The organism is Amycolatopsis echigonensis (assembly GCF_002846615.1).
GTDB classification, from domain to species: domain Bacteria; phylum Actinomycetota; class Actinomycetes; order Mycobacteriales; family Pseudonocardiaceae; genus Amycolatopsis; species Amycolatopsis echigonensis.
Genome location: NZ_PJMY01000002.1, coordinates 581,209 through 592,464, shown reverse-complemented (window position 1 = coordinate 592,464; position 11,256 = coordinate 581,209). Strand labels below are relative to the sequence as shown.

Genomic DNA, 11,256 nt, shown 5'->3' with positions numbered 1-11,256 from the left:
GCCGGCCACGTGCCGGCCCTGGCCCTGGGCGTTGGCCCAGTGCTCGACCCGGACGCGGCCTTCAAAGCGGGGGTGGTCGTGGGCGGCGATGTCACCGACGGCGTAGACGTCCGGGTCCGAGGTGCGCAAGGCGCGGTCGACGGCCACGCCGCCCGCGGCCAGCTCCAGGCCCGCGTACCCGGCGAGGTCGGTGCGGGGCACCGCGCCGACTCCGGCCACCACCACGTCGGCGCCCAGCTCGCTGCCGTCGTTGAGCCGGACCCGTTGAGCGCCGTCGCGCGTGTCGATGCCGCTCACCTCGGCCCCGAACCGGAACGCGACGTCATGGCCGCTGTGCAGATCGCGGAACACCGCCCCGAGCTCGTCGCCGAGAACGCGGTGCAGCGGCAGCGGCAGCGGATCGACGACGGTCACCTCCGCGCCGCGGGTGCGGGCCGCGGCAGCGACCTCGCAGCCGATCCAGCCCGCTCCGACGATCACCACCCGGGCGCCCGCGCTCAGGTGCTTCCGCAATGTCAAGGCGTCGTCCCAGGTGCGCAGCAGGTGGACGCCGGAGTCGGCGAGCGCGGGCAGGACGCGCGGGCGGGAGCCGGTCGCCAGCAGCAGCCGGTCGTAGCCGTGCTCGCCGCCATCGGCATCGACGACTGTGTGCCGGTCGGGGTGCAGCGCGGTGACGGTGGTGTCGCGGCGCAGGTCGATTCCGTGGTCGGCGTAGTAGCCGGGTTCGTGCACCCAGTCCGGTTCGTCGGCCGACCCGGTCAGGATGCCCTTGGACAACGGCGGCAGCTCGTACGGGTGGTGGGGTTCCTGCCCGAACAGCGTCACCTGGCCCTCGAACCCGTGTTCGCGCAGCGCGGTCGCCGCCGATGCTCCGGCCAGTCCGGCTCCGACGATGGCGATCCGCCGCAGTGGACGCTGCGGTGTGGTCATTGCTGTCCTCCACATGATGGTGCGTTGATCTGGGCTATCGGTGTACGCCGGTGAGGTCGAGGAACTCCTGGCGGGACGCCGGGTCCTGGCGCAGCGTCCCGAGCAGGGTGGACGTGATGGTCCTCGATCCCGTGGCCTGCACGCCGCGCAGCGTCATGCAGGTGTGCTCGGCTTCGATGACCACGCCGACGCCGTGCGGCCGGACATGGTGGCCGAGCCAGTCCGCGACCTGCTTGGTGAGCCGTTCCTGCACCTGGGGCCGGCGGGCGAAGTGCTCGGCGACGCGGGCCAGCTTCGACAGGCCGAGGATGCGCTCGCCGGGCAGGTAGCCGATGTGGGCCACGCCGACGAACGGCAGAAGGTGGTGCTCGCACACCGACCGGATCGGGATGTCGCGGGCGAGAACCAGCTCGTCATAGCCTTCGTCGTTGGGAAACGTGGTCAGCCGGAACGGGCGCGCGGTGAGCAACTCGGCGTAGCCCCGCGCCATCCGCGCCGGCGTTTCCTCCAGCCCGTCCTCGTCCAGTACGACGCCGAGCGCCAGCAGAAACTCCCGCGCTGCCTGCTCCGCGGCGCCCAGATCGGCCCCCGCGGTGTCGCTGACGACCTGCAACCCGGCCGACCTGTTCGGGGACGTGTCGTGTCGCGGACCGGCCTCGGCCGCCGTGCGGAGCGGATTCAGCGCCCACCTGCCCGGGACTTGTTCCCGAACCAGGCCGGGTCGTAGGCGGCGGCGAGGCGCGCCAGCGTGAGCGCGGCGAGCAGCAAGCCGAAATCGCGCAGCGCGACATCGTAGAACCCGGAGTAGGACAGCAGGTTGACGATGATGCCGGCCAGCCAGAGGGCGACGACGTAGGCGGCGTAGCGAGGCTTGATCGCCACCGCGACGCCCGCGACGATCTCGATCACGCCGACGACGTACATCGCGGTCTGCGCGGAGAACGGCAGCAGCGCGACGATCCACGGGGCGAGGTAGTGCGGCCAGTCGGTGAGCGAGTTGGCGAACTTGTCGACGCCCATCCAGATCGGCAACACCGTGAACCCGACGCGCATCAACACGAACGCGCCGTAGGCGGGTTCCCGCCGGGCACGCTGCCAGACCTCGTCCAGACTGCTTGCGCGCGCCGCACGCAGGGCCGGGGCATTCATCTCGCGACCTCCTTGTATCACCAGGATTTCTTATTTTTAGAGGCTGGCGCACGCGATTCACTTTTGTCAAGACTCTTTGGTGTTAGATTGCCCGGGTGGGCAGTGACCAGGGGCGCGACCAAGACGCGATCAGCGGGCTGAGCAGTCTGGACGACCCGGTTCGGCGACGGCTCTACGAGTACGTGCGCAGCCGCGACGAGCCGGTAGCCCGGGACGACGCCGCGGCCGCCGCGGGAATCAGCCGCACACTGGCGGCCTACCACCTCGACAAGCTGGCCGAGGCGGGCCTGCTGGCCACCAGTTACGCGCGCGCCGCCGGGCGCGGCGGGCCCGGCGCGGGCCGGCCGGCCAAGCGCTACGCGCGCGCCCAGCGTGAACTGTCGGCCAGCGTGCCGCCCCGCGACTACGGACTGCTGGCCGGCGTGCTCGCCGAAGCGATCGCGGCCGACGACACCGGAGCGGTACAGCACGCGATGAGCGCGGCGGCCTACCAGGCCGGACGGGCCGCGAGCGACCCCGACCTGCATGCGGCACTGCGCGCATGCGGCTACGAACCCTCGACCACCGCCGACGGCGACGTCGAACTCCGCAACTGCCCATTCCATCAACTCGCCCGCCGGCACACCGACCTCGTCTGCGGACTGAACCTGCACCTCATCCGGGGGCTGCTCGACGGGAGTGCACCCTCCCCGGCCCGCGCGGTGCTCGCCCCGCGCCCCGGCCGCTGCTGCGTGCGGATACTCGGCGCCCCGATCAGCGCCGACCCCGAACGGCAGGCAACGCCCCCCGGCGACCACCGCTGATCCCGGACATCCGGCCAGGGCAGCAACCCCGGCGTCGAGGCGTCAACCCATCGCTCAGCCCCATCGGGACACCGCGTGGCTCGACGGCGCGGACGACAGCAGGGCCGGCGCGAACACCGCCCGCAGCGCCCCGCCCCTGCCTCGGCTGCGGCCGACGCGTCACTTGTCATGGTTTATACAAGCTGACTTGGATAAAATCGGCGGCGGGAGCGGGGCACCGGGAAAGGGAGGCCATGGAGACACACATCGCCTATCGCGGGATTCGCGATCGGCCGGCTCGGTCGGACGGGGTGCGGGTGCTGGTGGACCGCGTGTGGCCCCGCGGGATACGCAAGGAGGACGCGCATCTGGACGAGTGGCTGCGCGAGATCGCGCCCTCGACCGAACTGCGTCGCTGGTATAGGCATGAGCCCGAGCGGTACGCCGAGTTCCGGGACCGCTACCTCGCCGAACTGCGCGACCCGCGACGACAGGAAGCCATTCGACACCTGCGCTCACTTGCCCGGGCACACGACATGACGCTGCTCACCGCGACGCGGGATATCGACCACAGCCAGGCTGCCGTGCTGGCGCGCTGGCTGGCCGGCGACGGATCGCTGAAATCCGCTGGCTGACCGGAAAGGACGGACCGTGCGAAAACTGTCCCTGCACACGCTGGGACACGACCACCTCGGCCGGGCCGCGCGCAGCCCGGCTGGACCCGCGGGACGCGCGCCAACCAAGCGCTGACGCGCCGACGACGCGGTTGTGGTCCGCGCGAAACCAGGCACAGATGGCTTCCGCCGGCCAAGACACGCACATCACCGTCGATCGAGAGCCCTTCGCGGTCGGCCCCGTGCCGTTGTGGGGCTGGCCCCGTTGCGACTCGTTTCTCCAACGAGAGTCGTATCCATGATGGTGGCGCAGTCCTCGCACCGCAGCGTGCACCCCGACATCGGGTGGCAACACAGGTCAGCGCGTGGAATGCGGGCAACGCCACGGTACTCACCGGCGTTATTGGCCGACCTACCACGGCTGGTCGACGTCGGCTGACTCGTGCTCGCGATCGGGTTGGCGCCGCTCGCGTAAGGAGCAGGCCGCGGCACCCCGCGCGATTCCGGGCGGGGACGGTGGCCGCCGTACGGGTTTCGGCTGTTGATACTCGTCTTGCTGGTGAACATCCCGATCGGGTTGCTGCTGGCGCGGCTGGGCACGGCCTGACGCTTCTCACCCGCTCAGGAGCGCGCCGAGGACGACCAGGACGAGGCTGAGCCCGCCGATCCCGGCGCGCAGCAAGCGGGCGCGGCGCGCGGTACGGCGCACCCGGGCGGCGAGGACGGCGTCGGCCCCCTCGGCCAGCGCCCGGAGGCGCAGGCGGGTCAGCCGCCGTGCCTGCACGACGCCGGCGACGGTCGACAGAACGAGCAGCCCGGCAACGGTCGCGGCGGCGGTCAACAAGCCGGTCCAGGGACGGTGCGCCAGCAGGACCGCGCCGGCGACCAGGCCAACCGCCAAAGCCGCCCCGCCGACAACGCCGTACCTGCGGCCCAGGGCACGAAAAAACGCCACCCGCACACCGGGTTCCAAAGTTCGTCCGGCAACCCCTGCGACCACCACGAGCACGACGAACCCTCCGACCCACACTGCGCCCGCAACGATCAGGACGACCACCAGCGCGGCATGCATCGCGAACGGCAGGGACATCGTCACGCCCATCCTCTCTCCCGAAACCCGCTCCCACTTCAGTGCGCCGGCGATCGCCAGCGCGCACCGAAACCCGGTCGGCGCCAGGAACATCCGAACCCAACGCGACCGGGCCCGCCGAGCTGGCCGGCGCCGACGACCGGACATGCGCCGCCCCGGTCCCCGCTCGACCGACTCCGCCGGGACCGCGGACACCGCCGGAGCTCTCCGGCCGTGTCATGGCTTTGTTCAAAGCGGCACACCGCCCTTGATCGAGCCACATTTAATACTAATCTGATTTGTAAATACAAATCAGTGCGGGGCAGGTTGACGGGAGAGGGCATGGCGGCGACATCCGATGTCTCGATCAGCGGCGCCAGCATCGACCCGGCTGTGCGGGCGAGCGTCGTCATCCGGGGCGAGGCGGATCGTCTGCTGGCTTATCAGGCCAAGGCCGCGCACGCCGCGCACGCGCTGGGCGTGGCGCTGGCCGCCTGCCTCGAGCTCGACCAGACCGTGCTGCTGCCCGCGCTGGCCGCGCCGCCGGGCGCTGACCTGCCCGGACTCGCCGGTGATCCGCGCGTTCTGACAGGCGGTGGCGAGCTGGATGCCCCCGGAGGTCTGGGACGTACGACCGATTCCGCACGGGCAACGACACCCTCGGATCTTCGGTCGATACCGCCGGCTCGGACCGGGAGAGTCGTTCGTCCTGGTCAACAACCACGACCCGGAACCGCTGCGCCGCGAGTTCGGCGCGACTCATCCCGACGCGTTCACCTGGGACTACCTGGAATCCGGGCCGCGACGCGGGCGCATCCGAATCGGACGGCTCACGACACCGGCCTAGCGGCGCGGAATCAGGAGGCGAAAGCGGCGATGACACTCCAGAACGCATCCGCATGCGGCAGCAGGCGACCGCCGCGGGGCGGTCCGGTGCACCGCTGTCTGACGCCATCTCGCTCGCGGACGCAGGCAACCCTGATGCTCGTCCCGGCGGGACGCCGGATCAGCGCCCCCGTCGCACCGGCCACCGATGCCTGGATGCTCGTGTCCTCGCCGGCAACGGCACTCTGGCGCGCGGCCCGCACGGGGCGCTGCTGCGACCGGGACACCCGGTGAGGGTGACCGGGCCGGCGACGGCGGGAACCAGCGGTCTGGCATGCCTGGTCGCGACGAGCGACCTCCTCGGGAAAGGACACCGATCGTGATCGCCACGCGTCCGCACCCGGTCGTTACCCGGCCCGCTCCTGTCCGAAGGCCGGTCAAGGGGTCGTACCTGCTGCGCATGTTCCGCACGACCGACCCGAAGATGCTCGGGATCATGTACCTGAGCACATCGTTCGGGTTCTTCCTGGCCGGCGGTGTGCTGGCGCTGCTGATGCGCACCGAACTGGCCCGGCCGGGCCTGCAGTTCCTGTCGCAGGAACAATACAACCAGCTGTTCACCATGCACGGCACGATCATGCTGCTGCTGTACGCGACGCCCACAGTGTTCGGATTCGCCAACTACATCCTGCCGTTGCAGATCGGCTCGCCGGACGTGGCGTTTCCCCGCCTGAACGCGTTCTCCTACTGGTTGTTCCTCTTCGGTGGCCTGATTGTGCTCTCCGGGTTCCTCTCTCCGGGAGGCGCCGCGGACTTCGGCTGGTTCGCCTACACCCCGCTTTCCGACGCACTGCACTCGCCCGGCATCGGCGGCGACTTGTGGATCACCGGGCTGATCGTGTCCGGTCTGGGAACGATTCTCGGCGCGGTGAACATGATCACCACCGTCGTGTGCCTGCGCGCGCCCGGCATGACGATGTTCCGGATGCCGATCTTCACCTGGAACATCCTCATCACCAGCATCATGATTTTGTCGGCGTTCCCGATCCTGACCGCGGCCCTGTTCGGCCTGCTCGCCGACCGGCAATTGGGCGCGCACGTGTTCGACCCCGCCAACGGCGGAGCGATCCTGTGGCAGCACCTGTTCTGGTTCTTCGGCCATCCCGAGGTCTACATCGTGGCGATCCCGTTCTTCGGGATCGTGACCGAGATCGTCCCCGTGTTCAGCCGCAAGCCCATGTTCGCCTACCGAGGCATGGTCTACGCCACGCTGGGCATCGCCGGCCTGTCGATGACCGTGTGGGCGCACCACATGTTCGCCACCGGCGCGGTGCTGCTGCCGTTCTTCTCCCTCATGAGCTTCCTGGTCGCGGTCCCCACCGGGATCAAGTTCTTCAACTGGATCGGCACCATGTGGAAGGGCCAGCTCACCTTCGAAACCCCCATGCTGTGGTCGATCGGGTTCATGGTGACGTTCCTGTTCGGCGGCATCACCGGGGTCCTGCTGGCCTCACCGGCCATCGACTTCCACGTCACCGACACCTACTTCGTCGTGGCTCATTTCCATTACGTGCTGTTCGGCACCATCGTGTTCGCCACATTCGCCGGGATCTACTTCTGGTTCCCCAAGATGACCGGCCGGATGCTCGACGAACCTCTGGGGAAACTGCACTTCTGGACCACCTTCATCGGCTTCCACGCAACATTCCTCGTCCAGCACTGGCTCGGCGCCGAGGGCATGCCCCGCCGCTACGCCGACTACCTGTCGTCGGACGGGTTCACCACCCTGAACACGATATCCACCATCGGCTCCTACCTTCTCGGCGCGTCGATGCTCCCGTTCATCTACAACGTGATCAAGTCCTACCGCTACGGCGTTGTCGCCGACGTCGACGACCCCTGGGGCTACGGCAACTCACTGGAATGGGCCACCTCCTGCCCACCACCCCGGCACAACTTCACCGAACTGCCCCGCATTCGCTCCGAGCGGCCCGCATTCGAACTGCACTACCCGCACATGATTCAACGAATGCGCCTCGAATCCCACATCGGCCGCCGTACTCGACCGCAGGCAGCCACCCCCACCGATTTCGGTGACGACGCCGACACGGACGTCTGAGCTGAAGAACACTGGCGCAACATAAGAATTGCTGGCCATACGAGCGTCACTGCCTCAGCGCCACGATCGGCAGCGGGACATTCAGTCCCGCACCGAGCGTTGTCAACACGAGCAGCGTGGGCACGATTCCGACCGCAACCAGTGCGAGGAAAGCGAGTTCGATCGCCAGGCATATCCGCGCACCGCGCCGGCGGCGCAGTGCGCGCAGCCGCATCGCGGCCAGATGCCAGCCAAACCAGGGATCGTCGCGGCGCGGGTCATGCTGGATCTGCCGCAGGGTGCGTTGTTCTTCTGTCGACAGCACGAGTTCACTTCCGCTCGATCACGCCACGCTTCCACGGGCGGCCGTCGTGAAACTCGGCATGCGTGGGTCAGGACTCCCCGGGGGAACGGTCCAGACCTCGGCAGCGCTACGCCCGGCCACCGCCGGTGGCATGAATCGGACCTTGTCCTCGCCACCCTGCCTGTCCAGTATTCACCAAAAACTAGGAAAACCAGACCACCTTGACCGAGTTGCGGGTCTCGCATACCACTGCCGCCCCTGTGACGCTTCGCCATATCGCCTGTCGACTGGCGGCCGGTGCGACAGGGCCGGGGTGCGAACACTACGCGGTTCGCGAGCCCACCGGCGGTTCGGTACGCAAGATCAAGCCCAGGCTCCGTTTCAGGCAGAACGGCACGCAGCGGCGACGGTCACCCCCCTGGACCTCGGTGTTACGGCCTGTCTCAGCGTCCGCTGCCGCTGCGGCGATCAGCGTCGTGACCCGGACCGCGACCAGTCCTGGCAGCATCGCCGGAGACTGGCTTCAGATACGCCATGCACAACGAGGGCTCGGCGAACGGCTCCAGCCGATCGGCGAGAAGCGGAGCGCGAACCTCGGAGAGGACTCCGCGCAATAGTCCCAGGTGCAATGAGCACACAACGTTCTGGTGTTGTTCGGCGACCTCGCCGAACGGGCAGTGCCGCAGCGCGATCACCGGCCAATCCCCCCGATCCACCGTGTCCGGGGCAAAACCCGCGTCCGCGAGCACGGTCGACAACCGGCGAACGCCCTCGGCGGCGTCCACCCGCCGGGAGGGTGCGGGCCTCTCCGCCAGGTAGTGCCCCCACGCCTCGCCGGTCGTCTCGGCGGCCTCCCCGGGCTCGGGCAGGATGTCGAGGACAACGCTGGTGAGCATCTCGGCCAATAACCGGTAGCTGCGCTGCCCGACCGGTGCGTCGGCCGCGGCCGCGAGGTAGACCGCCCGTGGCCGCCCCGGCTGGGTGCGGCCCTCGGCCTGCCGCTTGGCAAAGCCGCCGGCAACGAGCCCGTCCAGATGGAACCGGACTGTGTTCGGGTGCAATCCGACGCGCTCGGCAATGTCCTGAACTCCTGCCGGTGCGCCTGACGCTCGCAGCGCGCCCAGCACCCTGCCTCGGCTCTCGCCGAGGGAGGCGTCAGCGCTGGATCGGTCAGCGTCTGCTCGCTCATGCCTCCATTTTAACTGAACATACTAGGCGAAACTATCGACGCGGCAGGCGCACCGGCAGCCGAAGACCGCGCTCCGGCTGGAGGCAGGGAGTGACGGCGACCATGAACCGTCGCCGGCCTGGCCCGAGCAATCGAAAGCATTCGTGCTTTGCCGCCATCGCGCTTCGGGTGCGATCGTCACGTCCGTGAGGTCCGGTTCATGCCGAGCATCCCCGACCAGGTCGGTGCGGCTCAGCGCTCGAGTGGATTACTCACGTGACAAGTCGCGCCCATCGGGCACGACTTGTCACACTAAGTACGTAATTGGCTGCGCTGCGTAACGATGAGTCGACATGCCTACCCGCCAGTCCGTCGACAGACGTGCTGGCAGACCAAAGGATCGGTACCCCACACAAGTTCGCCTGCGCGCGCATCCCGCCACGCGCCCGGCTGAGCCTCGCTCGCTGCGCCAGATAACCGCCGCGGCAGCGTCCAGGCGGCGTCGAGCACAGCACTGCCCGCTCCCACCGCCACGCGCTCTACGCTCCCAGTGCCCGATGGACCGCCATGGCCGGCGGTTCCACTGCCCCGGCATTGGGCGGCATGTTGCCGGGCGTCGGCCCTCACGCGTGCGCAGCAGGGACGTCGATCACGTCATACGCGCCGTGCGGCCGAGCCTCGACGACGCGCACCTGGTCACGCGGGTGGCTCTGGCCATTGGCGGATGCCGCCGACGAAGTTCGGCGGTCCGGCCGCGACGATTACTTGTGCCTCCACTTCGCCCGGATTGGCCAGGGAAACCTCGTCGTCTTTGCGTACGAGAACGGAATCGCCGGGATGCGCATCGATGGATTCATCGTCGGTGCTGATCCGGATGAGGCCGGCTATCGGGGCAAGGATGACATCCGAACCACCGTGCGTGTGATGAGGCAGGCTGGTCCCGACCGGTATGCGCACTCGAACCAGTCCAACGTCCGGCCCGCCTTCTTCACCGCCGAAGAAGACGGTGACCGTGGGCGCGTTCGGCATTGGAGGCTGCCGTACGAGAGCTTCGGTTCCTTTGCGTAGTTCAATGCTGTCATCCTTCTGCGGTCGGCTGTTTCACTTCGGAGAGTTGGTGCAGCGATAAGTGCATTCAGGTCGGAGCATGCAGATGGGCCGGCGTCACGCCCACCGGAATGCTGATCAACAGCACAACGAGCAGACCTCGGCAGTCAGAACCGGCGAGCCGCGCCGTGCGGCCGGATCTCGTGCTGAACCGGACGGCCCGCCATGCGATGCCGAGTTCGACCATCAGCAGAAGGCTGCCGGAATCGACCAGCCATGGCAGTTCGGCCAGGGTTCCGCCGATGACCGGGACGTTGCCGAGGTTCCAGCACACCGGCTGGGCCCACCTCAGCCGGGGCGAGATCTGTCGCGCTCCCAGCCACAGCGGCATCTCCGCGGTGACGCATGTGCCACGCCGCCCACGAGCACGAGGTAGGCGGCCAGCCAGCTGCCATCGACAAACGTCAGTGGGCCGGTGACCGCGGCAACCAAACCGCCCAGCACTACGCAACCGGTCCCGAGCACGAACAGCAACCAGGCCGGGCGTCCAATGTCGTGCGTCCGTCCCGGTTCGCCGGGCTCCGTCTCCGTTGTGGTCGTCATCGACTGTTCAGCGCGCTCGGGATCATGGTCAACGTTTCGATCGGGCGCTACTTGATCGTAGCCAGGTGGGCTATGCACCGGTCGGGGTCGACGAACGCATCCAGCCGGTCGACCGTGATCGGGGATTTCCACGCTTCCATTGCCCCCTGCATCAGACCGAGGTGAATCGGGCAGGCCACCTCCGGGCTATCCATTGCGATTTCGAGAAACGGGCGATGCCGCAGATCGATCCGCCGTGCACTGCGGACTGGATGTTCCTGGTCCGTTGCTCGTTCCGGCGCGAAACCGACGTCGCCCAGCAGCATTACGAGCCGATCGACCGGATCCGCCCCGGTGCCGACTTCGGTGCGGTTCGCATCGCCGAGTCGCCGGCCCCAGCGACGGCCGGCTTCGACGGCGCGACGAGGGCGTTCCGGGTCCGCGTCGAAAGCACCGGCCAGGATCTCCGCGAGCACCCGGTAGTTCCGCGGCCCTGCCGGATCCATTCCCGCCACCACCTGGAACAACTTTGGCGGCCGCCCCGGCACCCGCTGCCGTGCGCTGACGCACTCGACTCGGCCAACGGCCACCAGACTGTCCACATGGAATCGGACGGTGTTCGGATGAACACCGAGACCGTCAGCCATGTCCGCGATCGACAACGGTTCGATCGCCCGTTTCAGCATCC

13 protein-coding genes are annotated in these 11,256 nt (G+C 68.5%); 4 read left to right on the top strand and 9 right to left on the bottom strand.

Annotation, left to right across the window (positions count from 1 at the left end):
* From ATK30_RS04495 to ATK30_RS04485, 3 genes are all read right to left on the bottom strand, one after another.
* A partial coding sequence (locus ATK30_RS04495) for an NAD(P)/FAD-dependent oxidoreductase (RefSeq protein ID WP_101434416.1) occupies nucleotides 1-930 on the bottom strand: 930 nt, incomplete at its 3' end.
* Nucleotides 931-964: 34 nt separating this feature from the next.
* Nucleotides 965-1,543, bottom strand: a complete 579-nt coding sequence (folE, locus tag ATK30_RS04490) for a GTP cyclohydrolase I FolE (RefSeq protein WP_101434415.1) — start codon at nucleotides 1,541-1,543, stop codon at nucleotides 965-967.
* Between the two features lie 65 nt (nucleotides 1,544-1,608).
* Nucleotides 1,609-2,079 carry a hypothetical protein gene (locus ATK30_RS04485; protein ID WP_101434414.1) on the bottom strand — a complete coding sequence of 157 codons (471 nt, stop codon included), beginning with the start codon at nucleotides 2,077-2,079 and terminating at the stop codon, nucleotides 1,609-1,611.
* A 95-nt stretch (nucleotides 2,080-2,174) separates the two neighbouring features.
* Between ATK30_RS04485 and ATK30_RS04480 the strand changes: the two genes are divergently transcribed.
* Together ATK30_RS04480 and ATK30_RS04475 are read left to right on the top strand one after the other, a co-directional pair.
* Nucleotides 2,175-2,882, top strand: a complete 708-nt coding sequence (locus ATK30_RS04480; protein ID WP_101434413.1) for a helix-turn-helix transcriptional regulator — start codon at nucleotides 2,175-2,177, stop codon at nucleotides 2,880-2,882.
* 233 nt (nucleotides 2,883-3,115) lie between these two features.
* Nucleotides 3,116-3,496 carry a DUF488 domain-containing protein gene (locus ATK30_RS04475; protein ID WP_101434412.1) on the top strand — a complete coding sequence of 127 codons (381 nt, stop codon included), beginning with the start codon at nucleotides 3,116-3,118 and terminating at the stop codon, nucleotides 3,494-3,496.
* Nucleotides 3,497-4,088: 592 nt separating this feature from the next.
* On the opposite strand, the gene ATK30_RS04470 is transcribed toward ATK30_RS04475, so the two are convergent.
* Nucleotides 4,089-4,571 carry a hypothetical protein gene (locus ATK30_RS04470; protein ID WP_208637263.1) on the bottom strand — a complete coding sequence of 161 codons (483 nt, stop codon included), beginning with the start codon at nucleotides 4,569-4,571 and terminating at the stop codon, nucleotides 4,089-4,091.
* 580 nt (nucleotides 4,572-5,151) lie between these two features.
* On the opposite strand from ATK30_RS04470, the gene ATK30_RS45990 reads away from it, so the two are divergent.
* Nucleotides 5,152-5,391, top strand: a complete 240-nt coding sequence (locus ATK30_RS45990; protein ID WP_244194503.1) for a DUF2249 domain-containing protein — start codon at nucleotides 5,152-5,154, stop codon at nucleotides 5,389-5,391.
* 357 nt (nucleotides 5,392-5,748) lie between these two features.
* Nucleotides 5,749-7,488 (top strand): aa3-type cytochrome oxidase subunit I, encoded by a 1,740-nt coding sequence (gene ctaD / locus ATK30_RS04460; RefSeq protein WP_101434411.1) that lies wholly within the window; start codon nucleotides 5,749-5,751, stop codon nucleotides 7,486-7,488.
* A gap of 46 nt (nucleotides 7,489-7,534) precedes the next feature.
* On the opposite strand, the gene ATK30_RS04455 is transcribed toward ctaD, so the two are convergent.
* The 5 genes from ATK30_RS04455 to ATK30_RS04430 form a co-directional block, all read right to left on the bottom strand.
* The gene (locus ATK30_RS04455) at nucleotides 7,535-7,792 is read right to left on the bottom strand and encodes a DUF3040 domain-containing protein (RefSeq protein ID WP_101434410.1); all 258 of its coding nucleotides are present in this window, start codon (nucleotides 7,790-7,792) and stop codon (nucleotides 7,535-7,537) included.
* A 422-nt stretch (nucleotides 7,793-8,214) separates the two neighbouring features.
* Nucleotides 8,215-8,898 carry a helix-turn-helix transcriptional regulator gene (locus tag ATK30_RS04450; protein ID WP_101434409.1) on the bottom strand — a complete coding sequence of 228 codons (684 nt, stop codon included), beginning with the start codon at nucleotides 8,896-8,898 and terminating at the stop codon, nucleotides 8,215-8,217.
* Nucleotides 8,899-9,635: 737 nt separating this feature from the next.
* Nucleotides 9,636-9,968: a cupin domain-containing protein gene (locus tag ATK30_RS04445; RefSeq protein ID WP_101434408.1), complete on the bottom strand. Its 333-nt coding sequence runs from the start codon at nucleotides 9,966-9,968 to the stop codon at nucleotides 9,636-9,638.
* Nucleotides 9,969-10,074: 106 nt separating this feature from the next.
* Complete coding sequence (locus ATK30_RS04440; protein WP_101434407.1) at nucleotides 10,075-10,320, bottom strand: hypothetical protein; 246 nt, start codon at nucleotides 10,318-10,320, stop codon at nucleotides 10,075-10,077.
* A gap of 316 nt (nucleotides 10,321-10,636) precedes the next feature.
* A complete protein-coding gene (locus tag ATK30_RS04430) occupies nucleotides 10,637-11,254 on the bottom strand; it encodes a helix-turn-helix transcriptional regulator (protein ID WP_101434464.1) in 618 nt (205 codons plus the stop codon).
* Between the last annotated feature and the right edge of the window lie 2 nt (nucleotides 11,255-11,256).